This window comes from Bradyrhizobium sp. 172 (genome assembly GCF_023101065.1).
GTDB lineage: Bacteria > Pseudomonadota > Alphaproteobacteria > Rhizobiales > Xanthobacteraceae > Bradyrhizobium > Bradyrhizobium canariense_D.
Map to the genome: position 1 here is coordinate 2,314,516 of NZ_CP064701.1, position 24,073 is coordinate 2,338,588.

The 24,073-nt window shown below is 61.9% G+C and carries 20 protein-coding genes and 2 pseudogenes; 18 read left to right on the top strand and 4 right to left on the bottom strand.

The features are described from left to right. The 8 genes and pseudogenes from aroE (at position 1) to IVB07_RS10930 (ending at position 6,270) form a co-directional block, all read left to right on the top strand. Complete coding sequence (gene aroE / locus IVB07_RS10895; protein WP_018460426.1) at positions 1–828, top strand: shikimate dehydrogenase; 828 nt, start codon at positions 1–3, stop codon at positions 826–828. Between the two features lie 15 nt (positions 829–843). Beyond that, positions 844–1,698, top strand: coding sequence for a shikimate dehydrogenase (locus IVB07_RS10900; RefSeq protein ID WP_247361250.1), 855 nt, complete (start codon positions 844–846; stop codon positions 1,696–1,698). A gap of 51 nt (positions 1,699–1,749) precedes the next feature. After that, on the top strand, positions 1,750–2,418 hold the full coding sequence (locus tag IVB07_RS10905; RefSeq protein ID WP_007601261.1) for an amino acid ABC transporter permease: 669 nt from the start codon (positions 1,750–1,752) through the stop codon (positions 2,416–2,418). Positions 2,419–2,430: 12 nt separating this feature from the next. Continuing rightward, positions 2,431–3,087, top strand: a complete 657-nt coding sequence (locus IVB07_RS10910; protein WP_018460423.1) for an amino acid ABC transporter permease — start codon at positions 2,431–2,433, stop codon at positions 3,085–3,087. Between the two features lie 51 nt (positions 3,088–3,138). Further along, on the top strand, positions 3,139–3,966 hold the full coding sequence (locus IVB07_RS10915) for a transporter substrate-binding domain-containing protein (protein WP_018460422.1): 828 nt from the start codon (positions 3,139–3,141) through the stop codon (positions 3,964–3,966). A gap of 62 nt (positions 3,967–4,028) precedes the next feature. Further along, positions 4,029–4,775: an amino acid ABC transporter ATP-binding protein gene (locus tag IVB07_RS10920; protein ID WP_247361252.1), complete on the top strand. Its 747-nt coding sequence runs from the start codon at positions 4,029–4,031 to the stop codon at positions 4,773–4,775. Between the two features lie 13 nt (positions 4,776–4,788). Next, positions 4,789–5,235, top strand: coding sequence for a type II 3-dehydroquinate dehydratase (gene aroQ / locus IVB07_RS10925; RefSeq protein ID WP_018460420.1), 447 nt, complete (start codon positions 4,789–4,791; stop codon positions 5,233–5,235). Positions 5,236–5,241: 6 nt separating this feature from the next. Further along, positions 5,242–6,270, top strand: a pseudogene (locus IVB07_RS10930) (Gfo/Idh/MocA family oxidoreductase). A 1,319-nt stretch (positions 6,271–7,589) separates the two neighbouring features. Here IVB07_RS10930 and IVB07_RS10935 read toward each other — a convergent pair. Continuing rightward, positions 7,590–8,783 (bottom strand): annotated as a pseudogene (locus tag IVB07_RS10935) (IS256 family transposase). A 265-nt stretch (positions 8,784–9,048) separates the two neighbouring features. On the opposite strand from IVB07_RS10935, the gene IVB07_RS10940 reads away from it, so the two are divergent. From IVB07_RS10940 to IVB07_RS10960, 5 genes are read left to right on the top strand one after another with little or no spacing between them, the layout of a single operon-like run. Then, entirely contained in the window at positions 9,049–10,350 is a 1,302-nt protein-coding gene (locus tag IVB07_RS10940; RefSeq protein WP_018460419.1) for an ABC transporter substrate-binding protein, read from the top strand. Positions 10,351–10,405: 55 nt separating this feature from the next. Further along, positions 10,406–11,305 (top strand): branched-chain amino acid ABC transporter permease, encoded by a 900-nt coding sequence (locus tag IVB07_RS10945; RefSeq protein ID WP_018460418.1) that lies wholly within the window; start codon positions 10,406–10,408, stop codon positions 11,303–11,305. Then, positions 11,305–12,261 carry a branched-chain amino acid ABC transporter permease gene (locus IVB07_RS10950; RefSeq protein WP_085359164.1) on the top strand — a complete coding sequence of 319 codons (957 nt, stop codon included), beginning with the start codon at positions 11,305–11,307 and terminating at the stop codon, positions 12,259–12,261. The genes IVB07_RS10945 and IVB07_RS10950 overlap by 1 nt, the downstream gene beginning before the upstream one ends. Then, entirely contained in the window at positions 12,261–13,004 is a 744-nt protein-coding gene (locus IVB07_RS10955) for an ATP-binding cassette domain-containing protein (RefSeq protein ID WP_018460416.1), read from the top strand. Before IVB07_RS10950 ends, IVB07_RS10955 begins: the two co-directional genes overlap by 1 nt. A 5-nt stretch (positions 13,005–13,009) precedes the next feature. After that, positions 13,010–13,672, top strand: a complete 663-nt coding sequence (locus IVB07_RS10960) for an ATP-binding cassette domain-containing protein (RefSeq protein ID WP_039801403.1) — start codon at positions 13,010–13,012, stop codon at positions 13,670–13,672. A gap of 51 nt (positions 13,673–13,723) precedes the next feature. On the opposite strand, the gene IVB07_RS10965 is transcribed toward IVB07_RS10960, so the two are convergent. Both IVB07_RS10965 and IVB07_RS10970 read right to left on the bottom strand, forming a co-directional pair. Then, positions 13,724–14,200 (bottom strand): hypothetical protein, encoded by a 477-nt coding sequence (locus tag IVB07_RS10965; RefSeq protein ID WP_247361257.1) that lies wholly within the window; start codon positions 14,198–14,200, stop codon positions 13,724–13,726. Between the two features lie 1,185 nt (positions 14,201–15,385). Next, positions 15,386–16,792, bottom strand: coding sequence for a DHA2 family efflux MFS transporter permease subunit (locus IVB07_RS10970; RefSeq protein WP_018460412.1), 1,407 nt, complete (start codon positions 16,790–16,792; stop codon positions 15,386–15,388). 197 nt (positions 16,793–16,989) lie between these two features. Between IVB07_RS10970 and IVB07_RS10975 the strand changes: the two genes are divergently transcribed. From IVB07_RS10975 to IVB07_RS10995, 5 genes are all read left to right on the top strand, one after another. Continuing rightward, positions 16,990–17,298, top strand: a complete 309-nt coding sequence (locus tag IVB07_RS10975) for a hypothetical protein (RefSeq protein ID WP_026234026.1) — start codon at positions 16,990–16,992, stop codon at positions 17,296–17,298. A 20-nt stretch (positions 17,299–17,318) separates the two neighbouring features. Then, positions 17,319–18,206 (top strand): sigma-70 family RNA polymerase sigma factor, encoded by an 888-nt coding sequence (locus IVB07_RS10980; RefSeq protein WP_018460410.1) that lies wholly within the window; start codon positions 17,319–17,321, stop codon positions 18,204–18,206. Between the two features lie 1,009 nt (positions 18,207–19,215). Beyond that, positions 19,216–19,410 carry a hypothetical protein gene (locus IVB07_RS10985; protein WP_018460409.1) on the top strand — a complete coding sequence of 65 codons (195 nt, stop codon included), beginning with the start codon at positions 19,216–19,218 and terminating at the stop codon, positions 19,408–19,410. Beyond that, positions 19,382–19,834, top strand: coding sequence for a hypothetical protein (locus tag IVB07_RS10990; RefSeq protein WP_051113078.1), 453 nt, complete (start codon positions 19,382–19,384; stop codon positions 19,832–19,834). The genes IVB07_RS10985 and IVB07_RS10990 overlap by 29 nt, the downstream gene beginning before the upstream one ends. Positions 19,835–19,891: 57 nt before the next feature. Further along, the gene (locus tag IVB07_RS10995) at positions 19,892–21,718 is read left to right on the top strand and encodes an SDR family oxidoreductase (RefSeq protein WP_026234024.1); all 1,827 of its coding nucleotides are present in this window, start codon (positions 19,892–19,894) and stop codon (positions 21,716–21,718) included. On the opposite strand, the gene IVB07_RS11000 is transcribed toward IVB07_RS10995, so the two are convergent. Then, positions 21,678–24,056 (bottom strand): glucose/quinate/shikimate family membrane-bound PQQ-dependent dehydrogenase, encoded by a 2,379-nt coding sequence (locus IVB07_RS11000; RefSeq protein WP_018460406.1) that lies wholly within the window; start codon positions 24,054–24,056, stop codon positions 21,678–21,680. The genes IVB07_RS10995 and IVB07_RS11000 overlap by 41 nt on opposite strands. Positions 24,057–24,073: the final 17 nt, after the last annotated feature.

Below are 24,073 nucleotides of genomic sequence, written 5' to 3' on the forward strand. Positions count from 1 at the left end.
ATGAGCGATCGTTATGCGGTGATTGGCAATCCGATCGGCTTCAGCAAATCACCCTTGATCCATGGCACTTTCGCCAGAATGACGGGACAGGATCTCGTCTATGAGGCGATCGAGGGACCTATCGATGGCTTCAGCCGACGGGTCGACCAATTCCGGACAGAGGGTGCCAAGGGGCTGAACATCACCGCCCCTTTCAAGCTCGATGCCTTCGCTTATGCAAATGAGCTTTCAGAGAGCGCCAGACGGGCAGGTGCCGCAAACTGCCTGAAATTCGAGGGCGACCGGATCATCGCCGAAAATTTCGACGGGGTAGGGCTGGTGCAGGACATCACTGCCAATCTCGGCGTCAAAATGGCCGGTCGGCGCGTCCTGATGCTCGGCGCCGGGGGAGCGGCGCGTGGCGCGTTGCTGCCTTTCCTGCGCCAGCAACCGTCCGAGTTGGTTCTCGTCAATCGAACGCTGTCCAAAGCCGTGGCATTGGCCGAAGAGTTTGCCGGCTGTGGTCCCCTGATGGTGAGCGGCTACGCTGAACTGGCGGACCTTGCCGAGGGCTATGACGTCGTGGTCAACGCGACCTCTGCCAGCCTGCGAGGTGAAATGCCGCCGCTTCCGGGGAATGTCTTCCAGGGCGCGGAGCTGGCGTACGAACTTGCCTATGGCAAAGGATTGACTCGCTTTCTGCAAGCGGCCCGCGCCGAAGGCGTGGCCAAACTGGCTGACGGCGTCGGCATGCTGGTCGAGCAGGCGGCGGAAGCCTTCGTCTGGTGGCGCGGCGTGCGACCGAGCACGGCCCAGGTCATCGCCGAATTGACTGTTCCATTGAGCTGACGGACGACGCCGACAATGCATCGCAAACCCGGCTTTCTCGTCGGCCTGATCGGCAGCGGCATCTCGGCGTCTCGCACGCCGCCCATGCACGAAGCGGCCGCCGACGCCGCTGGCATCCGCTATCTCTACAAGAAGATCGATCTGACCGAGTTGAACCTCGGCGTCGAAGCATTGCCGGAATTGCTCACGGCCGCAAGGCGGATGGGCTTTGACGGTTTGAACGTAACCCATCCCTGCAAGCAGGCGATCCTTCCACTGCTGGACGAGCTTTCGCCCGACGCCGAGGCGCTTGGTGCGGTGAACACCGTGGTCGTCAGGAACGGCCGAATGACCGGCCACAACACCGACTGGTTCGGCTTCGCGGAGAATTTCCGCCGCAACATGCAAGGTGCACCACTTGGTCGCGTCGTGCAATTCGGCGCAGGCGGCGCCGGTGCGGCGGTTGCTTTCGCGCTGATGAAGCTTGGCGTGCAGGAACTGACCATCATAGACGTCCACCTGGCCAAGGCGCAGAGCGTGGTCGACGGCTTGTCCTCTCGATTTGTAGAAGGGCGCTTGAGGGTCGGCCAGGATGTTGCCGCCGCCGTGGCGGCCGCAGACGGAATTGTCAACGCGACGCCGATCGGCATGGACAAATATCCGGGAACGCCGCTGCCGCTGGCGATGCTGTGTTCCGGTCTCTGGGTTGCCGAGATCATCTACTTCCCGCTGGAGACCGCGCTGCTGCGCGCGGCGCGGGCCCTCGGCTGCCGCACGGTCGATGGTGGCGGAATGGCTATCTTCCAGGGCACCGAAGCGTTCCGCCTGTTCACGGGCGTCTCGCCTGATCCAGACGTCTTCTTCGCAACTTTCGCATCCCTGGGAGGGTGACACCCGGCCGATGGGCGAGCGGCACGCACAACGCCCGAGAGGAAACGCAAGATGGGCTACACGCTCGATTTCTCGGTGGTTTGGCACGCAATGCCCGCGTTGCTGTGGGGTTGCGTGGGGACGTTGGGTTTGGCGCTTGCTGGCATGACGCTCGCAATGATCATCGGCGTCGCGGGCGTCGCGGCCCGCGATGCGAAGGCGGCCTGGTTGCGCGCCATCGTGATCGGCTTCGTCGAAATCGTGCGCAACACGCCGTTCCTGGTGCAGATCTTCTTTCTGTTCTTTGCACTGCCGCTCGTCGGGGTAAAGCTCAATCCGACCGCCACGGCCATTATCGCACTCGGCGTCAACGGAGGCGCGTACGCCATCGAGATCATCCGCGGCGGCGTGCAATCGATTCACAAAGGGCAAATCGAGGCTGGCTACGCGCTCGGACTGCACAAAGGGCAGGTATTCCGTTCCATCGTACTCAAGCCCGCGCTTCGCGCGATCTATCCCTCGCTCACGGGACAGTTCATCATGCTGACGCTGACCTCGTCGATCTGTTCGGCTGTGTCGGCTTACGAATTGACGTCGGTCGCGCAGCGAATCGAAAGCGACACATTCCGCAGCTTCGAGGTCTATTTTTTCGTCACTTTCCTCTACCTCGCGATCTCCTGGCTGCTGATGGCGGGCTTCGCAATCATCTCTCACCGCTTCTTCTCATATCCGACGCGCTGAGGAGCACAGATCATGACACCGCATTTCGGCGTTCCCGAGTTCGGCTTCCTCCTGCGTGGTCTGCAATGGACGGTACTCCTGACGCTGGTTGCATTCGTCGGTGGCTGTACCGCCGGCCTGGTCGTCGCATTGTTGCGCACCTGCGGTCGCACGACCGTGGAATGGATAGTTCGGATCTATATCGGAATCTTCCAGGGGACACCGCTGCTGCTGCAACTGTTCGTGGTGTATTACGGCTTGGCGCTCCTCGGATTGAAGCTGTCAGCATTCGTTGCGGTCGCGATTGGGTTCACCGTCAACGCCTCGGCTTTTCTGGGCGAGATCTGGCGCGGCGCAATCCAGGCCGTGCCTCGCGGTCAGACCGAGGCCGCGATGGCGCTCGGTCTACACTATTCCGCGCGCATGCGCGACATCGTGCTGCCGCAAGCCATTCGCATCGCGCTGCCGGCGACCATTGGCTATCTCGTGCAGCTCATCAAGGGTACCTCGCTCGCTGCCATCGTCGGCTTCATCGAACTCGCCCGCGCCGGTCAAATCGTGTCGAACCAGACCTACCAGCCGTTGCTCGTCTTCGGTGTGGTCGGCGCGATGTATTTCATCCTCTGCTGGCCACTCTCGTGGTGGGGCAGTCGGATGGAGGCCAGGCTCGCCCTGGCCGGTCAAAGGTAGGTTCGGCGCACCTACTCAATCAAACACAGCCATCACCAGGAGGAGATACTCATGTTGTTTTCGCTCAATCGCCGCCAACTCGGCGTTACGCTGCTGACGCTGTCGGCCATCGTTGTCGCAGGCGGCTCGCAGGCGGGCACTCTGGAGGACGTGAAGAAGAAGGGCGTCGTCGTCATCGGCATTCAGGGCGATAATCCGCCCTGGGGCTATGTCGATAGCTCAGGAAAGCAGGATGGGATCGATGCCGACATGGGGCGTGCCTTCGCTGAATATCTCGGCGTGAAGGCCGAGTTCGTCCCGCTGGCGGTGGCCAATCGTATTCCGGCGCTGACCACAGGCCGCGTAGACATTCTGTTCGCGACCATGGCCATGCTGCCCGAGCGTGCGAAGGTGGTACAATATTCCAAACCCTATGTTGCCAATGAGATTACACTTGTCGCTGCCCAGGCAACGCCGATCAACAGTAACGCCGATATGGGGAAGTACGTTATCGGCGTCCCACGCTCCTCCACGCAGGACACCCAGGTAACCAATAATGCTCCTGCGGGCGCCGAAATCCGCAGGTTTGATGATGACGCGGCCACGATCCAGGCACTGCTCTCGGGTCAGGTGCAGGCGGTCGGGGCAAACAGCTTCTACCCGCAGCGTCTGAACGCTGCAAAGCCGGAACTTGGGTTCGAGCCCAAGCTTCACTTCACCGCCTTGTACAACGGGGCCTGCACGCGCCTCGGAGAGAAGGAGTGGAACGAGACGGCGAACAAATTCGTCGACCAGATCAAGTCCAATGGCAAATTGGCCGCTTTCTACGCCAAGTGGATGAAGGCGCCCGTGCCGGTCTTCCCCGACTCGGTCCCCGGCGTTCCGTTCACAGTTCAATAGTCACTGCAAGCGGCCGACGCGCTGGGCGCGTTGGCCGCCGTCCGATAACGGAGGCCGAATCCATGCAGGACCAGATCCTGATCGAAATGAAGGGCGTGCAGAAATGGTACGGCGGGTATCAGGCTCTCCGCAACGTTGACCTCACTGTGCGCAGAGGGGAAAAGATCGTGCTTTGCGGTCCGTCCGGTTCGGGCAAGTCGACGCTGATACGCTGTATCAACCGCCTGGAGGCAATCCAGCAGGGCAGTATCGTGGTGAACGGTCATCGGTTTGACGACAGCATCAAAGCCATCGATGTCGTACGCCAGGACGTCGGCATGGTCTTTCAGAGCTTCAACCTTTTTCCGCATATGACGGTCTTGCAGAACTGCATGCTCGCGCCCATTCGCGCGCGCCGCATCAGCAAGACCGAAGCGGAGGCGAGCGCGCGAAAATATCTCGAGCGGGTGCGCATTGGCGAGCAGGCCGAGAAGTATCCGGCGCAACTCTCGGGCGGTCAGCAGCAACGTGTCGCGATCGCGCGTGCTCTCTGCATGCAGCCCAAGGTCATGTTGTTTGATGAACCGACTTCGGCTCTCGATCCGGAAATGGTCAAGGAAGTGCTCGACACGATGATTGGCCTCGCCAACGACGGCATGATCATGATTTGCGTCACCCATGAAATGGGTTTTGCCCGCCAGGTTGCCGACCGTGTCATCTTCATGGCTGAAGGGCAGATCATCGAAGAAGGTGTGCCCGACGCTTTCTTCCGCAATCCGCAGCACGCTCGCACCAAGCAGTTCCTTGGCGAGATCCTCGCCCATCACTGAACGGAGTTATTCCATGAGCCGTCTTGTCTACGTCCTCAACGGGCCAAATCTCAATTTGCTTGGCAAGCGTCAGCCCCACATCTATGGCCACGAGACGCTTGCGGATGTGGAGCGAGATTGTCGGGGGCTAGCCACGGAGCTGGCTCTGGAGATGCGCTTTCACCAGTCGAACAGGGAATACGAGCTGATCGACTGGATCCACGAGGCGCGCGAGACGGCTGTCGGCATCGTCATGAATCCCGCGGCTTTCACCCATACCTCGGTCGCCATCCTAGACGCTTTGAACACGTTCGAGGGGACAGTAATCGAGGTGCACATTTCCAATGTGCACAAGCGCGAGGAATTCCGCCACCGCTCGTTCGTTTCCAAACGAGCTGATGGCGTTATTGCAGGCTTCGGCACTCAGGGTTATCTGCTCGGTTTGCGTCGGTTGGCCAAGCTGCTCGATGAGAAGGGATAGAATCGTATGAGTGCACCCGTCCGCCTGACGGTCATGGGAGCGGGTCTCATCGGCAAGCGACACATTGAACATATTCTCGCGCGGCCGGAGGCGGTCTTATCGTCAATCGTCGATCCGATGCCGGTTGCACGGGAGTTGGCGGTATCGCTCAAGGTGGACTGGTTTTCGTCCGTTCAGGACATGATCTCTGAAAACCGGCCGGAGGGGGTGGTTGTCGCCACCCCCAACCAGATGCACGTGGCCAACGGCATGGATTGTATCGCTGCGGGCATCCCGGCGCTGATCGAGAAGCCGTTAGCGGATGATATCGTGGCGGCACAGACGTTGGTCGAAGCATCCGAGCGGGCGGGCGTGCCGCTGCTAACCGGCCACCACCGTCGCCACAACCCGATGATCCAGCGCGCCAAGGCGGAGATCGACAGCGGCAGGCTCGGTCAGATCGTGTCAGTGCATGGCATGTTCTGGCTGATCAAGCCGGACGATTATTTTGAAGTGCCCTGGCGCGGCGAGAAAGGAGCGGGTCCCGCTTTCGTGAATCTCATCCACGATGTCGACCTGCTGCGGTACCTGTGCGGGGATATCGTGGCGGTACAGGCTGCCCAATCCAATCGGCTGCGTGGAAATGCGGTCGAAGAGACCGCGGTGATCATCCTGCACTTCGCGTCCGGCGCGCTGGGAACGGTCAATGTCTCCGATACCATCCAGTCGCCTTGGAGCTGGGAATTCACCACCGGAGAGAATCCGGCCTACAGCATACGCTGGAGACCTGCTACCAGATCGGCGGCACGAGGGCATCGCTGGCCATTCCGCAACTCGATCTGTGGCATCACCCGAGCAAGGCCAGCTGGTGGGATCGAGCGCGAGCGGCTGAGGTTCGAGAAAGAAGACCCGCTTGGCCTGCAGATCGCAAATTTCTGTGGCGTTATCCGCGGCACGGCCACGCCTGTGGTGAGCGGGCGCGAAGGGCTAAAAACGCTCAGGGTGATCGACGCGGTCAAGCGCGCAGCGGAAACCGGAGATCTCGTGTCGTTTTGACTCTGGTAAGCACAGGTGTCTACGCTGAAGTATCGATATTTTATTTGGCGAACCATCAAGGTGCCGCTGATAGACAATGCTGGGAGCACTATGATCCTGCGACGAAGGCCCGTTTTCGGCCGGATAAACCCAGTGGTGCGATTGGTAAGTCATTGATTGTTCTCTACCCGTCGCTATCTCTTAATCAGCGGGTCCCAGGTTCGAGCCCTGGTGCGCCCACCAAATAAATCAAGACCTTAGCAAGAGAAACCGTTTGAGACCGACGGACTAAAACGGTTTTTCAAACGGTGTTCTTGACGGCCAGCCGGCGAGTCCACTCTCGGCATTGTGATCTACTCTGTCCGTCTCGACGGAGGCCAAGGCGACTCGAAGGCCGTCCGGCAGAACCACTTCCTTGATGTTGTATGTAGATCAGAGCCGCCCGACATAGCCGGCATTCTCCACTTCTGTTCAATTTCATCAGCGACGCATTGGGTAGCCGCGCAGCGCCTCCACCGAAATAGTGCTTGAAGTCGATGTGAACTCTTATGTTGTCTGGCCAATAAGCCGCCATGCGGTCATAGAGGAGAACCGATCCGGTCTCGAAGCGCCGATAGACCGATTTGTGCATCGGCGATTTTGATTCCGCCATTCGGAGGTTCGATCTCTCCCGCCGCAGCCAAGCAGTCACTCAATTATAGAGAGTGGGACCGTATTGGCTGAAAGTGCCGCATTTTACGGGATTTTTGTGCGGCTCTCTAAAGTCTCTGCTCCTCTGAAACCGGCAACCTTGGCGAGAAGTCGTCGAAAGTCTCCAGCCCAAACCGCAGAAATTACCTTTTTCCGTGGAGACGATTGGCAGAGACCGGTTCGATCACCACTGGACAGTGGGGGTGGCAGTGAATTTTGACGGTTTCAAACCGCTCGACGACTATTGGCTCTGCGATGGCGATAGCTATTCTGCAGAAGCGGAAAACGGAACTCGAAATTGCTAAACGGCTCTGTCGAACGATTGCTATCGCATGCGCGGCAGGGCTCACAGGGGACAGTGGTGATGCGACAGCGCGTTCGCTTTGAAAGCGAGTGCAACCACACCCTTTAAATTGATCACTTCTCTCTCCAGAGGCATACGTAGCCAAGCGCGCATTCACGCTTCGCAGTCGATAACCGCTCCGAGTGGGGGCAAGTGGGACGGTCGGTAAGGTTCATGAGCATACTGAACCAATCTCATTATATACTGTCGAGCCGCGGAAGCCCTTCCCACCAGCACCGATCGTGTCCCGTGGCGTGGTGTAGCTGGCGGCGGGTCACCGCGTTCGCCGGCTGGAGAGCCGGGCTGGTCAGCTGGCGATAGCCGTGATGCTGACGCTCGGATCATCGCTCAACGGCGCGATGGTTTCCAGTGCCATGTAGCGGGCACGCTGGACGGCCCATTCATCATTCTGTTCGAGCAGGATCGCGCCGATGAGGCGAGTGATGGCGTCATCGTTGGGGAAGATGCCGACCACCTCGGTCCGCCGTTTGATCTCGCCGTTGAGACGCTCGATCGGGTTGGTCGAGTGCAGCTTGGTCCGATGCTGTGCGGAAAGGTCATGTAGGCGAGCACATCGGTCTCGGCCTCGTCGAGGAAGCCGGCAAGTTTGGGCAGCTTGGGGCGGAGCTGGTCGGCGACCTTGCGCCACTGGGTTCGCGCGGCCTCGGCGTCGTCCTGGGCAAACGCTGTGGCGATGAAGGCGGAGACGACGCGCCGCCCGCTCTTGCCGGCATGCGCCAGCGCGTTGCGCATGAAGTGGACGCGGCAACGCTGCCAGCTGGCATCGAGCACCTTGGCCACGGTGGGCTTGATGCCTTCGTGGGCGTCGGACACGACCAGCTTGACGCCGCGCAGGCCGCGGCGGGCGAGCTGGCGCAGGAACGCCGTCCAGAACGTCTCGGCCTCGGAAGGGCCGATGCCAATGCGGAGGACCTCGCGTCGGCCGTCGCTATTGACGCCAACCGCGACAATCACCGCGACTGAGACGATGCGGCCATTCTGGCGCACCTTCACGTAGGTGGCGTCGATCCACAGATACGGCCAGTCGCCCTCGATCGGACGGGCGAGGAAGGCCTTCACCTTGTCATCGATCTCGCCGCACAGCCGGCTGACCTCGCTCTTGGAGATGCCGGTCATGCCCATGGCCTGGACGAGGTCGTCCACCGAGCGGGTCGAGACGCCCTGCACATAGGCTTCCTGCACCACGGCGGTGAGCGCCTTCTCGGCCATGCGTCGCGGCTCCAGGAAGCCCGGGAAGTAGGAGCCTCGCGCAGCTTGGGAATGTGCAGCTCAACCGCGCCGGCGCGGGTCTCCCAGATCCGGTCGCGGTAGCCGTTGCGCTGGGCCAGGCGTTCGGGGCTCTTCTCTTCGTAGGCCGCCCCGGTCTGGCCTTCCACAGCTCCATCAGGCGCTGGGCGGCAAAGCCGATCATCTCGCGCAGCAGATCGGCGTCGGGGGTCTTCTCTACGAGCGTGCGCAGGTTCATCATGTCTTCGGTCATCGGTGGTTCCTCGGTTGCGTTGGCGTGTCGCAACCCGATCCTACCGGAGAACTGCCGGTGACCACCGCAAAGCTGCCCGCCCGCTACGGCGCTATTTGAAGGCGCGCATCCGGGCGGCTTTGCTCTACCGAGCTACACCACCACCGGGGACACGACCCCAGCAACTAGTAAGTGCTGGCAATATTTCAGAATTATAAGTAGCGTCGCGGCAAGAAAAATCGCGATGGCCGCCCGGTCAACGCAAGTTAAAAATGGGGAGATTCAAATGCTTTTGCTGAAAGCCGCAGTTGCAGCCGGTCTAGTCATCACAGCTTTTACGGGCGCTGCGCTTGCGCAGAGCAAGCCGCCGGAAATCAAGATCGGTATCACCACTTTCCTGTCGGGACCGGCTTCCGTATTCGGCGTACCGGCAAAGGCCGCGGCCGAGATGATTGCAGAAGACCTCAACAAGAAGGGCGGAATCGGCGGTGTACCGGTAAAACTGTCTTTCATCGATGAAGGCGCCGGCGGCGAGGCATTGGTCTCGAACTACCGGCGCATGGTGCAAGACGAAAAGGTCGACGTGACTTTCGCCTCCATCTCCTCGGGCAGCTGCAATCAGCTTGTCCCGGTCGCCGAAGACCTCAAAGTCATGAACTTTATGTGGGATTGCGGTGCGGCTTCTATTCTGGAGACGAAGAAATATCGCTACAATTTCCGCACGCAGGCTAACGGCACGCCGGAGATGCTGGCGGTGCTCGTCTATCTCCTTAAGACAAAGCCCGACTTTAAGACCATCGCGGTCGTCAATCAGGACTACGCGTGGGGCCGCGAAAGCTGGGAAATCTTCTCCACCGCATTGAAGGCGCTGAAGCCCGACGTTCAGGTGTTGGCGGAGCTTTTTCCGAAGTTCGGTGCGCCGGACTATTCCACCGAAGTTTCGCGCTTACTGGCATTGCGGCCGGATGTCGTTCTAACCACCTCCTGGGGCGGCGATCTCGACACGCTGGTCCGTCAGGCCGGTCAACGCGGCCTGCTGCAACAGTCGACCTTCGTGTTGGGCATCGGCGAATCCTCGATCCAGCGACTGGGCAAGGATCTGCCGGAAGGCCTGATCGTCGGCGCGCGTGGCGATCATTGGTTCCTGCATCCTGAAAAGAAGAACGATCCGGCCTTCAAGGCGTTTGCCGAGGCATTCAAGGCAAAGACCGGCGCCTGGCCGATTTACCCCGTCTACCACATGGCGCAGGCTTTCACGGCGCTGCAAGCTGCCTATGACAAGGCGATCAAGGCCAATGGCGGCAACTGGCCGACACGGGAGCAGGTCGTAGACGCAACCTCCGGCACCGAGTTCGCGACCGGTTTCGGCCGGCCGATCACGCTGAGGCCCGAGGACAACCAAGGTCTGGAAGCGCAGCTCGTCGGCGTCACCAAGTCTTTCCCGGGCTATGACTTCAAACTGCTCGACAACATGATGATCTTTGATCCGAAGGTGATCACCAATCCGGCGGGCGTGCGCTCGGTCGAGTGGCTGAAGACGCTCAAGCCGGAATTCGTTAAAATGGACGTTCCGACCTTCAAGCAGTAGGCCAGATCATCGTCCTCCGGGCAAAAACCGCAGGACGGCTTTCCTGAAGGTCTCCATGAATTCGACTCTCGCCATATTGGCCGTCCTTGACGGGATCAGTTACGCCGCCTTGGTGTTCCTGGTTTCCGTCGGGCTGAGCCTGATTTTCGGTGTGCTTCGCGTGGTGAATGTCGCGCACGGGTCGCTTTATGCCTTTGGCGCCTATCTCGCCGCGACGTTGAGCCTCGTGATTGCGCAGGTGTCGCCGTGGCTTACCTATCCCGCATTGCTGGTTGCCTCCATCGTCATAGGGTTTGTGTGCGGCGGTTTCATCGAGCGCTTCCTGTTGCGGCCGCTTTACGGACGAGACGACGTGTTGCAGCTCCTGATCACCTTCGCGGCCTTCATGATCATGGACAATCTGCAGCGTCTGATCTGGGGCGTGCAGCCCATCTTCGCTGCTGAGCCCTTGAAGCTGTTGCCGAACATCAGCGTATTCGGCGTGAACTATACGTCCTACCAGGTCGTCCTGCTTCCAGGCGTGGCAGTCGCGACGCTGTTCGGACTGCGTTACTTCTTGCGGAAAACTCTTGCGGGAGCCGTGATTCTAGCAGTAACCGAGGATCGGGAGGCGTCAACCGCCATCGGCATCGACGCCCAACGCGTCTACTCTATTACGTTCATCATCGGGGCGAGCCTGGCGGCGCTCGGCGGCGCGCTTGCTTCGCCGACCACGTCGCTGGTGCCCGGCATGGGCGCGGACATGATCGTGCTCTCGTTCGCGGTGGCAGCCACTGCGGGTCTGGGGCAGATCGAGGGCACCGCCCTTACGGCCCTTATGATCGGTTTGACGCGCGCCTTCGTCATCTATCTGCAGCCGGAGTTCGAAGTTCTCGTACCCTATCTGCTGATGGTACTGGTGCTTCTGGTGCGTCCGTTCGGACTGTTCGGTACGGTGCAGATGAGAAAAATCTGATGGCGGGCCGTATCAAGCCGATCACGGCAGTCGCAATCATCTTGTTTCTGGCCAGCGCGGTACTGCCGCTCTTCGTCGCGAGCTGGGCGACGTTATTCGCGCTCATCCTCGCCAAGGGCATCGTGGTGCTCGGCATCGTCCTGTTGCTGCAGGCGGGACAAGTATCGTTCGGACACGCGATGTTCTTCGCCACCGGCGCCTATACCGCGGCGTTCTGGGGCAAGTACATCGGCGGCGGCGATATCCTGATCTTTCTCGCGCTGGGAGGCATAACCTCTACCGTTTTTGGCCTGATCGTCGGCCTGTTCGTGGTTCGCTACAGGGAAATTTTCTTTGGAATGCTGAACCTGGCATTCTCCATGGTCTTGTGGTCGCTGCTCGAGAAAATGTTCCACTACACTAACGGCGCGGACGGCATCCGGGTCGCCCGTCCTGGCTTGTTTGGGTTTTCGTTCACGCCGGAGACGTTCCAATACGTTATTCTCTACGTGAGCCTTTTGGTCGCGATTGCTGCCTTCTACGGCGTGCAACGCTATCTCGACAGCCCGCTCGGTCACATGTTGCGGGCAATGAAATCTAACGAAACCAGGCTCGAATATCTTGGCATGTCGGCGCGGCGCGTGCTGCTCATCGGCTACGTGTTCTCCGCATTTCTCGGCGGCATAGGCGGCACTCTGGTATCGATCATTCAGCAGATCGCGACCCCCGAATTCGGCTTCTGGACCAAGTCCGGCGAGTTCGTGTTCATCGCGATCCTCGGTGGCAGCGCCCATGCTTTCGGTGCGTTTGCAGGCGCGGCGATGTTCGAATGCGTACGGTTCTATGCCGCGGCGCATCTGGCGGATTCTTGGCAGCTCATTCTCGGCGTCGTGCTGGTCGTCATCATTCTTTACGCGCCGAACGGCCTTATCGGCCTCCGCCAGCGCTACGGTCAATCCGGGCGGGGAGGGCATTAATGGCCAACGTCCTGCTTTCTGCCAAGAACATCAAGATCCGGTTCGGCGGCGTCATCGCCGCCGATGGCATCGACCTCGACGTCCTGGAAGGCGAAAACCTTGCCATCATCGGGCCGAACGGGGCCGGCAAGACGACGTTCCTCAACATCTCGACCGGTTATCTTCGGCCGCAAGCCGGCACCGTTACCTTTCTCGGCCACGACATCACCGCGCAGCTGCCACGTACGATCACCAGGCTCGGCATTGCCCGCGCCTTCCAGATACCACAGCTGTTCCTCGACCAGACCGTGATGGAGAACATGTTGATCGCGGCCGCCTCCCTGCGAGGCCGTCCGTCTGGTTTCCAGGCTCTTTCTCTCATGCCGGAAGTGCCGGAAATGAAGCGGCTGCTGGATCTCGTCGGTGTCAAATCGTATGCGGAACGAACGGCGCGCGAACTGCCCGAAGGGCAACGCAAGCTGGTCGATATTGCACTCGCGCTCGCGCTGAAGCCAAAGCTCCTCCTGATGGATGAGCCGACTTCGGGCGTCGCGTCATCAGAGAAACTCACCATCATGGACATTCTAACCACGGCGCTGGCAAAGGAGAAAGTCACCTCGGTCTTCGTCGAGCACGACATGGATATGGTGGAGCGCTATGCCAACCGCGTCGCCGTGTGGAATGTCGGCAAGATCCAGATGGTTGGGACGCCGGCTGAGGTTCTGGCGGACCCGAAGGTCCGGGAACAGGTGATCGGGATATGACACCGATGCTGAGTTTCGAGAATGTCAACGTCGCGATTGCTGACGCGCCTGTGTTGCGAAATGTGAGTTTCTCGCTGCTGCCGGGTGTGAGCGCAGCGCTTATCGGGCGAAACGGCGCCGGCAAGACCACGACCGTGCGCACTATCATGGGCTTCACAAAAGCGAGCGGCACCGTTCGTCTGGGCGGCGAAGATCTTGGAGCGATCGCGCCGCATCGCCGGCCGTCGCTGGGTCTTGGCTACGCGCCTGAGGACCGGCGTCTGTTTTCCGCCTTCACCGTCGAAGAAAATATTTTGCTTCCCGGTCGTGTCGCCAAGCTGAATCCGGACGAGACGCGGCGGCGGCTGGAGCGAGCGTATTCGGTGCTGCCGGAACTCAAAGAGCTTGCCAAACGTCCGGCGGGATCGGTCTCGGGCGGCCAAGGCAAGATGGTGGCGCTTGGGAGGGCGCTTATGCTTGGTACCCGGCTGCTTATCCTGGATGAGCCATTTCAGGGTCTCGCGCCTGTGTTAGCGCAGCGATATGCGGAAGCACTCCGGCGGCTTCGTTTGCAGGATAAGGACATTACGCTGCTGATCACCGAGTCGAATCCAAAGCTGCTCGAAACCTTTGCCGACGTGACGCTTACCATTGAAAGAGGTGAGATCGAGGCCCGCCAAGCTAATTGAAGACGCGGTGGAGGAGCCGCCGGCCTAAGCAGACCTCGGCGGTTTACCGATTCAGCGTCCGCTCTGCCACGTGATCGTGGCACTCTGTTTCGACCGTTCCTCGTAATCGTCGCGATTCAGATCGACCGTCGTTGGATTTCGGGCACGTCGGCTTAGTGCAGGTGTTTTAGTTTGTCCGCAGGGGCTGGCCGTCACATGGTCGCGGCCCGCTTCAGCCGCCCAGTTGAACAACCCCGAGGCGGCCTTGCGCATATGAGGTGCGTTGCTGACGGAGGGCTTGCCGAACTTGCCCGCGACGATGTCATTCGAGAGTGTCGCGATGTCATGCTTCGTCACCCGGCGCTGACGCACCATGAATTCATGGAAATGGTCGAGATTATCCGCGCTCTCGGCAATTCGTATCGCCTGGCTGCACTGGAGCCAGGAAGCGGCTTTCTCTACGGACGCTTCACCTTCAATTTCTGCCGGGTCGTTGTGTCGTGTGTCGAGCGGTAGGCGGCACTTCGGTGGCGCCCGGGTGTCGAGCATCTACGGCAGCGACCGTTTGCTGTGCGTGCCCATTATGGTTCAACCCGTGCAGACCATCGTGCGAGGCCCATGAACTGCCTCACGCGAAGGATCGGATCAGATATCGCAGGTCTGGTTGGTGTGGGGAAAGACGGTAGCACCCTAGTGACTCGAACCCCCGACAGATCACCGCATAATCTAATACGCTTACCCTCGCAGGCCTCGGCTGCTCCGCCGCAAGTCCAAGATCCCACTGACGCGCCGAGCGCCGTTCTCCCTCGCCGCCGCCGCAACGAAATCGCAACGAATTGGGTGAAACGAGCGTGAACAAAAACGGGACGGAAGCACCTGCCGATGAGAGAAAGATCAACAACTTAGAAGATGTTCACTGCGTTCGGGACGCAGCGGTCGCAGGTACAGAAGGCGCCGCCGAGCAATTTACATTTCGTCTGTAACCTGTTGATTTCGATAGTGCTGTTGTGACGGCGTTTTACAGCTAAGTAGCTGAAAGTTATTGTGAAAGATGAGACTCTTAATCTGCGGGTTCCAGGTTCGAGCCCTGGTGCGCCCACCAAGCATAAGCCCTCTTCTTCAAGAACTGACGAGAAGGGTCGCTGAGAACAAAACGGGTCTCGTGCGACGTTTTGTTGTCGGCGTTGTTGCGGTCGGATTGCTGCGAGACTTTCCTTTGTTTCTGCCCCGTCGCCGCAGGGGACCGCTGCTGCAGAATCGGTTGGTATCGTCACAGGATGCTGCCCAACGGGCTAGATGACCCCGTCTTTGCGCATTCGTTCCAGCTCGGGCTCCTGGAGCCCGAGAAGATCACCGAGTATCTCTCGGTTTCGTGCCTCGATAGCTTCGCCAACCAGAGAATTTCTCCAAGGCGTCGCGGCCCCGTGCGCATTCGCTTGTTCGCCGGGGCAGGTGATCGAGGAGCGACGTCAAGGCGCTGCCGGGGGGCGTCGCCGCGGTCGATGTCGACGCGGCCACAGGGCCAACCGGGATCGTTACCCGCGAAGAGCTCCAGCGCGAGTCCGATCGCGCAGCCGGCATCGTCCGCAAGGCCGCCGCGCCCTGACAGTGCCTTGGGCGCGGCGGCGGCGTGGTCGAAACTGCAACCGGTATTCTACCTGCTAGCCGATCATTGAAGGCCAGCACTTGGTCGCGAAGCGATCATCTCGCCTCCGGCTTTGATGGCTGTCAGTGTCACGCATCTTGCGGCGCGGCTGCTCCGGCGGTCCGCCGCCGTGCCGGCAGGAAACACCCCGCAATCGCGCCGGCCAGTGACAGCGTCGCGGCGAGGCTCATCGCCGCGGCAAATCCGCTCTCGAAATGCGCGGCCGAATCGACCCCGCCATGCGCCGAGAAGTTCGCCACCAGCGCGGCGATACCGAACATGCCGCCGAGGAAGCGGCCCATGTTGAAGATGCCGGACGCCTTGCCCATTTCGGCCACCGCGACCGAGCTCAGGATGGCGTTCTGTGCTGCCGGCATCGCCATCGAGACGCCGACGCCGGCCAGCACCAGCGGCGCGACCAGGGCGGAGTAGGTAACCGCAGAGCTCACGAGCTCCGCGATCCAGCCAAGTCCGATCGCCTGCATCAGCAATCCCGTCACCACTAGCGGCCGCTCGCCGAACCTGTTGACGACCGCGCCGGCGATCGGGGCGGTGACGAACAGCGTCGCGGTCCAGGGCAGCAGGCGAAGTCCGGCGCCGAAGGCGTCGAAGCCCAGCGCGGTCTGGAGGAACTGCGGCAGCAGGAACAAGACGCCGTACATCGCGGCGTAGAACAGCACGCTGGCGGACATGCCGGAGGCAAGCGCCCGCGATGCAAACAGCCGCATCGGCACCATTGGCGCGGTCGCGCGCAATTCCCAGAGAACGAAGCCGGCTGTGAACACCAGGCCTGCCATCAGCGCGGCCATGATTTCGGCGCTCGCCCAACCCACGGCGTTGCCGCGCAACAGACTCCACACCCACGCCAGCGCCGCAAGCGCGACAAGCGCCAGTCCGGGGATGTCCAATGCGGCGGCCGGGCCGAAGCTTTCGCGCAAGCGTGCCAGTACCAGGGCGATCGCGATCAGGCCGATCGGCAGGTTGATCCAGAACACCCAGCGCCAGCCGAAATGTTCGGTAATGAAGCCGCCGATGGCGGGACCGATGATCAGCGCGCAGCCGGTGATGCTGGCGAAAATGCCGAGCGCGCGAGCGCGCTCCTCGCGGCCGAACGTGCCGCTCAGGATCGCCATTGCCAGCGGCATCACCAGCGCGGCGCCGGCGCCCTGCAGCGCGCGGGCGGCGATCAGCGCGGTGGCATTGCCTGCGAGCGCACAGGCCGCCGATGCAACGACGAACAGGGCGAGCCCGGCCGCGAACATCCGGCGGCGACCGAAGCGGTCGCCGAGTGCGGAGCCGGTCAGGAGCAGCACGGCAAAGGTCAGATTGAAGGCGTTGACGGTCCATTGCAGCGTCTCGACCGGGCTGCCGAATTCGGCGCGGATGGTCGCGAATGCTGTCGTGATGATCATGGCATCGAGCGCCATCATGAAGGATGCCAGCGCGGTGACGCCGAGCACCCAGTTCTGCGCGGCGCGATTGATCGGGGTCTGCATCGCCCTGTCTCCGTGTGTCGCGCCAGCCTGTCGCGGCGCGTTCTGCGGGCTAGACGAGGGCTGAGCGGCAAAGGATGCGCCCAATAATAATTTGTTCCGGGCCGCATCCTTCGCCTGCCGGCAAACGTCCTAGGGGTGATGCGGCCATTTGCCCGATTTTGAGCGAACCAGGTCGCGACATCAGCAAGGAGCGCGCGATGAGAAGGACGTTGATCAGGTACAAGGCCAGGCCGGAGCTGGCCGATCGGAATGCCGAGCTGGTTTCGGCCGTATTTGCCGAATTGAAGGCGGCCGGCCCGGACGGCGTGCGCTACCTGACGCTACGGCTGGAGGACGACACCTTCATCCATCTTGTCGAGGCCGCGGCCGAAAACGGCTCGAGCCCGATTCCGAAACTCAAGGCATTTCAGACGTTCCAGGACGGCATCCGCGACCGCTGCGCGGAGCCGCCGCTGGTTCGTGATGTGAGGATCGTCGGCAACTATCGTATGCTGGACGAGTCCTGAACAAGCGAAGCGGAGGAGCAATGGCGCCAGACCCGCTGGCCACCATCGATACCGAGGCCCTGCTGGCGCGGATGCGGCCGAAACTGCATCGCTACTGCGCCCGCATGGTCGGCTCGGTCATCGACGGTGAGGATGTGTTGCAGGATGCGCTGATCAAGGCGATGGAAGCGCTGCAATCGGTCACGCCCGTCAATACGGAGGGCTGGCTGTTTCGCATCGCGCACAACACCGCGCTGGATTTCCTGCGTCGCCGCAACCGGCAGGAGGCGCTGCACTCGGCTGAAGAGGTGGAGATGATTGCCGACCAGCTCGATGATGTGGAAAGCCGCCAGATCGCCGCGACCAGCCTTCGCACCTTCATGCGGCTGCCGGTGGCGCAGCGCTCCAGCGTGATCCTGATGGACGTGCTCGGCTGCTCGCTTGCCGAGGTCTGCGACATCATGGATTTCAGCCTGCCGGCGGTGAAGGCCGCGCTGCATCGCGGACGCACGCAGCTGCGGGAGTTCGCCGGAGAGCCCGACGATGTGCCGCAGCCGGGCCTGTCGGAAGCAGATCGCACGCGACTCAACGCCTATGTCGGCCATTTCAATGCCCGCGACTTCGACGCGATCCGCGCCATGATCGCCGACGACGTCAGGCTCGAGCTCGTCAACCGTACCAGGCTGAAAGGCAAGGCCGAGGTGTCGAACTATTTCGGCAATTATTCGAAGAACAGCGACTGGCACCTGGTGACGGGGCAGGTCGAGGGACGTCCCGCGATCCTCGTGTTCGATCCGAATAAGCCGGCCGGGCGGGCGAAATATTTCATGCTTCTCGACTGGTCCGCCGGCAAGCTCGCCACCATCAGGGATTTTCGTCACGCAGCCTATGTTATTGATGGTGCGGAGTGCGTGGTGGATAGAGGGTGAACTCGCCTTCTCCATCGGAGCAGGCGCGTCGCTTGACTAGAAGGCCGTGGCAGGTTGAATGGGAGGACTGCCCGTCGGGCAAAACACCCGCCATCCCGTCAACCCCTCTCCACAAATATATTCCGCTTTACCGAAATTCGGAAACGGCGTATGTGTTGGCCATCCCGGCTCATCCTTGAGGGGCGATCTTGTGGTCGTCATGTTCGCGAGCCGGGCTTGCGGTGGACGCGGCAGCGTTCGGGTGCGAGAGGCCAAGGGCAGGGCGGATTGCTCTCCGTGAGCCCAAGGCTGCGTTCCGACGAGCGGCGCTGCTAGGCTTCGTCTCGTCTGTAAGTTTCCGGCTCCGTCGACAGGGCTGGAAAAACTGCGGCGAAATGGCGAGCCGTGCGTACGGCAAAACCGTGTGGTCCTGGCCGTCGTTGCTACGGTCAAGCTCTTGCGGATGCGGCAGTCGCGTCAACCGGCGCGGTGCCGGCGACTTTCGTTGGGACGAGGGAGGCCAAAAGGAACTCGGCTCCCGGGAGAGCACGGCATAAGCCGTCCAACCATCGCGCAGGGAAGGCCGAGTGATTGGCTACACCTGTATGCTGCTGTGCGGTTTCCCTTGCGCTACATTTTCGCGCAGCGGACCGCGGGTGCCAGCCGGCACCCGGTCTTCCCTGCGCCCTCTTGGCTTTGAGGGTGGAATGACCAGGCAAAGCTCGGGCGAAACGCCGCGAGGATGCGAAGCTGCGCGGTTCGCCATCACGCATGCCGAACTACAGTCGCAACCAGGAGGACGAGGACCGCGAAAACGACAATCTCCATGGCATGCGAACGATTGGCCGACGACGGAGGTTCCCCGATTTCACGAGCAATGCCGAGCAGGAGCCCGCAAGGTCGCGCACAGCAGGCCCAAGACATCGCCAAGCCGGCAGTGGCCAGGCAGCGAAATTTTAAGATCATTAACAATGTTGAATCCCTGGCCGGAGCGATTGCCCTACCGTGAACCTTTCCGCCGGGGCTTTCCATGATCGATACCGCGACCAAGGCGTTGTTGCGCACCGTTCTCGACGAGGTGTGTGAAGCTGTTCCACGCTGTGAGATCGGCGCCAGGACTCGCGTAGCCTCGAAGCTTCTGGAGACTGCAAGCAGGGGCGACATCTCTGCGGATCGCCTCAAACTAGCGGCCCGCAATGCCCTTTCAGAAGTCCCGACGATGTGATGATGGTCATGTGGGGGCAGGGGTGAATTTCCACGTGACGGTCCTCAAGATCCTGGTGAGCTACCCGGATGGGTTCGCGGCCATGGAGGATCTCAAGCGGGATATGGCCATTCTGGCGACCAGCGGTCGCGACTGGACCGAGCGCACCCGGCGGCTCGCCGGGCGGGTGCCGGGGCTGGACATCTTTTCGCAAGGGCTGATCGACCGGACAAATGGCGGGTGGCGCATCACGGCCAAGGGCCGCGCCGTGCTCGGTCTGATGGAAGCTCGTCCGGACCAAGCGCCGATTGCCACCCAACAACCTCCCTCAGAACCAGAGCTTGCCCCGGCGATCTCGCGGCACATTCCGGCGGAGAGGATCCGAGGACGACTCGCCGCGCGCCGTCGCCGACGCAATGCCCGCATGCAGGCTCGGGCGTCCTAGCGAGGAACGAGCGTCGCTCCCGAAGCTTGAGCAAACGCCTTGTGATGGAAGACGCTCATGCAAAGTTCCGACGCTACCTTGTCGACGGCCCGTTTGTCGCGAGCGACGGACGATATCTGGGTCGTGGACGATGCCCCGATCAGCGCTGCCGGTCTGAAACTTCCGGTGCGTATGACCGTCATTCGGCTCTCGAACGGCGATCTTGTGCTGCATTCGCCGGTGAGACATTCGCCGACTCTCCGCGGTGAGTTGGAGCGGCTAGGGCCGATAAGGTACTTGCTCGCGCCGAATATCGCGCACTGGATGTTCCTGTCCGACTGGCAGAGAGAGCTGCCACAGGTGACGACTTTCGCGGCGCGCGGCCTTTCGGCGCGTCGGCAAGTTCGAGCAGCACGGATCCACATCGACCGCGAGCTTGGAGAGGCGACGCCTGAGGAATGGAGGGCCGACCTCGAAGCCGTCTCGGTGAACGCTCCGATGTTCTCCGAGATCGAGCTGTTCGACAAGCGCAGCCGGACACTGATCCTGACGGATCTGGTGCAAAATCTCGATCCCGATGATCTCAGCGCGTCAAACGAGGCCGCGGCAAACCTCCTCGGCATTTCCAAGCCAAACGGAACGGCGCCGGTCTATCTCCGACTGCTGCTGCGCCTCGGCGGCCGTTCCGTGCGGTCGGCAGCCGAGCGGCTCATACGGCTGTCGCCGGAGCGGGTGATCTTCGCGCATGGCGACTGGTTCGAAGCGGACGGAACCGAGCGTCTCCGGCGATCCCTGCACTGGCTGCTTCCGGCGGGCGGCTCCGGATCCGAGCCGCGGCAAATGACTGGCACGCGCGTCGTCATAACCGGTGCCTCGAGCGGAATCGGGCGTGCTGCGGCGCTGGCCTTCGCCGGAAAGGGCGCAAGCGTGGTCCTGGCGGCACGCCGTGCCGAAGTCCTGACGAGCCTCGCTGCAGAATGCGAGGCGCTCGGAGGCCGCGCATTGGCAATCCCGACCGATGTCACCGATGCCGAGGCGGTGCAGCGGCTGGCCCGAGAGGCGGAAGACGCGCTCGGTGGCATCGACGTCTGGATCAACAACGCCGGCACCGGCGTTTTCGGGGCCTATCAGGACGCGGATATCGCACTTCATCGCCGAACGATCGAGGTCAATCTCCTCGGCACGATGCATGGCGCTTTCGCGGTGCTTCCGATCTTCCTGCGCCAGAACCGCGGTATCTTGATCAACAACATCTCGCTCGGGGGCTGGGCTCCGACGCCTTTTGCTGCGGCCTACACAGCGAGCAAATTCGGCCTTCGGGGCTTCACCGCGAGCCTGCGTCAGGAGCTCAGGGCTCATCGCAACATCCATGTCTGCGGCGTCTTCCCGGCCATGGTCGACACGCCGGGCTTCGTCCACGGCGCCAACATGTCCGGCCGGACGCTCGATCCCGGTCCGCTGCTGTATCAGGCGGAGGACGTTGCCGAGACGTTCGTGAGCCTCGTCCGCGCACCCCAAGATGAGGTCGCCGTGGGCTGGCCGGCGCGTGCCGGCCAAATTGCCTACGCGATGGCTCCGCAGATTACCGAGAACATCCTGGGGGTTGCCTTCCGCTACCTGCTGTCGCGCGCGCGCCCGGCGAAGAGCAGCGAGGGCACCATGATCGAAGCTGGTCCGCAGGGCACGTCAATCGATGGCGGTTGGCTGTCACGCAAGCAGCTCCCACCTGCCGGGGTCATCAGTCAGGGGCTCGCGGCGCTGGGACTAGCTGCGGGCGTGGCTCTCCTGGCTTCAGCAGTTGCGCGTCGCGCTGGCAGATCGGGACAAGGCGTCGCCAAGCACAAGCATGTCCTGCCGAGGCAGATCACGGCAGCGCGTAGGCCCGCACGTAATCGCCGAGTTTAGTTCCGAACGAGCCGTGGCCGCCATCGACCGTGACGACATATTGCTTGCCGTTGGCCTCATAGGTCATCGGCGTCGACTGGCCGCCGGCAGGAAGGCGGTCCTGCCAAAGCCGTCTGCCATCGCGAACGTCGAACGCGCGGATGTAGTCATCCATCGTTCCCGTGATGAAGACGACGCCGCCCGCGGTGACGATCGGACCGCCCAGCATGGGAACGCCGAGCTTGAATGGCAGCGGCAGCGGGGCCTGATCGCGGATCGTGCCGATGCGATGCTGCCAGACCACCTTGTGCGACTTGAGATCGATCGCGGCGATGTTGCCCCATGGCGGGGCAAGGCAGGGGATGCCGAGCGGTGAGAGGAAAATGCCGAGGTCGACGCCATAGGGGGCGCCGTACATCGGCTGCACGCCGAGCTCGGTTCCCGGCGGATGCGCCGCGTTCGGCGCTGCCGGATTGTCTTTCCCGCGCGGCACGAGACGCGAGACGAAGGGAATCGATTGAGGGTTCGCGATCGCGATCAGGCGTTGCGGATCGACGGCAATGCCGCCCCATTCGAACATGCCGAAGTCTCCTGGAAACACCAGCGTGCCTTGTTCAGACGGCGGCGTGAACGGCCCCTCATAGCGCAGGCGCTTGAACTTGATCCGGCAGGCGAGTTGGTCGAACATCGTGCTGCCCCACATCTGCGCGTCGGTCAGCATGCCGGGCGGGCGAAAGCTCAACTCCGAGAAGGGCTGGGTCGGCGACAGCCGGTCTCCCTTCGCGGCGCCCTGCGGCACCGGCTTCTCCGGTGCGGGCACCAGCTGACGCCCGTCGCGGCGGTCGAGCACGAAGATGTCGCCGGTCTTTGCCGGGATGTAGATCGCAGGCGTCACGCCGCCGTTAAGGCGCAAATCGACCAGACTGGGCTGCGACGGCATATCCATGTCCCAGAGATCGTGGTGCACGTTCTGGAACGACCAACGCAGTTTCCCGGTCATGAGATCGAGGGCAATCAATGCCGAATCGTAGCGCTCGTTCTCGGGCGAACGGCCGCCGCCCCAAATATCCGGAGAACTCGAGCCGAGCGGCACATAGACCAGTCCGAGCTTCTCGTCGACCGCGGAAATGCTCCAGGAATTGGGTGAGCCGGCCGTGAAATGATGCGAGGCCGAGGGCATCTCGTTCGGATCGGAATTGCCGGCATCGAATGCCCAGATCAGCCGTCCTGAATAGATGTCGAAGCCGCGGATCACGCCCGACGGCACGCGATCGGAATAGTTGTCGATCACCGCTCCGCCGACGATCAGCAACTTGTCCGTGACGACGGGCGGCGAGGTGCCCTCGTAGAAGCCGAGTGTCTGGATCTCGCTGCCCTGCTTGAGATCGATCTGTCCCTGATTGCCAAAATCCTGGCAAGGCACGCCGCTCTGCGCATCGAGCGCGAACATCCGTCCGTCGTTGGTCGGTATGAAAATGCGCCCCGCACAATCGCTCGGGGCCGGCGTGCCGTCGGCAGTTATCGCGCCGGGCTTGGTCGCGTGATAGGACACGCCGCGGCAGGTCATGTGCTGGAAGGCCTTGTTGTGCTGCACCTGCGGATCGAACTTCCAGCGCAGTTTTCCGGTCGCGGCTTCGAGCGCGAACACGATCTGGTGCGGCGAGCAGGTGTAGAGCAGATCGCCCACCTTGAGCGGCGTCGCCTGGTTGGTGATCTCGTCGGGATCGTCCGGGCCCTTGTGATCGCCGGTGCGGAATTCCCAGGCGAGCTTGAGGTCCTTGACGTTGTCCTTGGTGATCTGGCTCAGCGACGAGAAGCGCGTACCGAAGCCGCTGCCGCCGTAGGCCGTCCAGTTCTGGCCGGCAGCGGGCTGGTCCGGTTCGGGAGACGCAATGGCCCCCGTTGTTTCGCCCTCAGGTATCGTGCCGGCAAGATCGCGGCGATCGCTCGTCAGGGACATGCCGACGACGATGGCTGCGGCGACCAACACAAGGCCAAGCGCCCATCGCGCTGCGCGCAAGCGAGGCGCCAGGCGGGAGGCAATGAAGGGCAGCATCAGCCACAGGCCAAGCGGCACGAGTACGTCGCCGCGCGGCGCCAGCGACCAGAAATCGAGGCCGGCCTCCCAGATCGCCCAGGCCATCGTTCCGGCCAGCAGCGCGGCATAAACCCAGAGCGCCTCGGCGCGGCGGCGCCCGAGCAGCCAGCTCGTGAGCAGAAGCATGATGCCCGCGATCAGATAGTAGACGGAGCCACCGAGGGCCTCGAGCCAGGCACCGCCAGCCAGGAGGCCCAGTCCCATGATAGCGACGAGCACAATGGTGATGGCCAGCAATGGCGCGTCACGGAGCCAATTCATTGAACGATGCATGGGAG

Coding starts and splice junctions, on each gene's coding strand:
- aroE (WP_018460426.1), top strand. CDS start 1: ATGAGCGATCGTTATGCGGTGATTGGCAATCCGATCGGCTTCAGCAAA.
- IVB07_RS10900 (WP_247361250.1), top strand. CDS start 844: ATGCATCGCAAACCCGGCTTTCTCGTCGGCCTGATCGGCAGCGGCATC.
- IVB07_RS10905 (WP_007601261.1), top strand. CDS start 1,750: ATGGGCTACACGCTCGATTTCTCGGTGGTTTGGCACGCAATGCCCGCG.
- IVB07_RS10910 (WP_018460423.1), top strand. CDS start 2,431: ATGACACCGCATTTCGGCGTTCCCGAGTTCGGCTTCCTCCTGCGTGGT.
- IVB07_RS10915 (WP_018460422.1), top strand. CDS start 3,139: ATGTTGTTTTCGCTCAATCGCCGCCAACTCGGCGTTACGCTGCTGACG.
- IVB07_RS10920 (WP_247361252.1), top strand. CDS start 4,029: ATGCAGGACCAGATCCTGATCGAAATGAAGGGCGTGCAGAAATGGTAC.
- aroQ (WP_018460420.1), top strand. CDS start 4,789: ATGAGCCGTCTTGTCTACGTCCTCAACGGGCCAAATCTCAATTTGCTT.
- IVB07_RS10940 (WP_018460419.1), top strand. CDS start 9,049: ATGCTTTTGCTGAAAGCCGCAGTTGCAGCCGGTCTAGTCATCACAGCT.
- IVB07_RS10945 (WP_018460418.1), top strand. CDS start 10,406: ATGAATTCGACTCTCGCCATATTGGCCGTCCTTGACGGGATCAGTTAC.
- IVB07_RS10950 (WP_085359164.1), top strand. CDS start 11,305: ATGGCGGGCCGTATCAAGCCGATCACGGCAGTCGCAATCATCTTGTTT.
- IVB07_RS10955 (WP_018460416.1), top strand. CDS start 12,261: ATGGCCAACGTCCTGCTTTCTGCCAAGAACATCAAGATCCGGTTCGGC.
- IVB07_RS10960 (WP_039801403.1), top strand. CDS start 13,010: ATGCTGAGTTTCGAGAATGTCAACGTCGCGATTGCTGACGCGCCTGTG.
- IVB07_RS10965 (WP_247361257.1), bottom strand. CDS start 14,200: ATGCTCGACACCCGGGCGCCACCGAAGTGCCGCCTACCGCTCGACACA.
- IVB07_RS10970 (WP_018460412.1), bottom strand. CDS start 16,792: ATGCAGACCCCGATCAATCGCGCCGCGCAGAACTGGGTGCTCGGCGTC.
- IVB07_RS10975 (WP_026234026.1), top strand. CDS start 16,990: ATGAGAAGGACGTTGATCAGGTACAAGGCCAGGCCGGAGCTGGCCGAT.
- IVB07_RS10980 (WP_018460410.1), top strand. CDS start 17,319: ATGGCGCCAGACCCGCTGGCCACCATCGATACCGAGGCCCTGCTGGCG.
- IVB07_RS10985 (WP_018460409.1), top strand. CDS start 19,216: ATGATCGATACCGCGACCAAGGCGTTGTTGCGCACCGTTCTCGACGAG.
- IVB07_RS10990 (WP_051113078.1), top strand. CDS start 19,382: ATGCCCTTTCAGAAGTCCCGACGATGTGATGATGGTCATGTGGGGGCA.
- IVB07_RS10995 (WP_026234024.1), top strand. CDS start 19,892: ATGCAAAGTTCCGACGCTACCTTGTCGACGGCCCGTTTGTCGCGAGCG.
- IVB07_RS11000 (WP_018460406.1), bottom strand. CDS start 24,056: ATGAATTGGCTCCGTGACGCGCCATTGCTGGCCATCACCATTGTGCTC.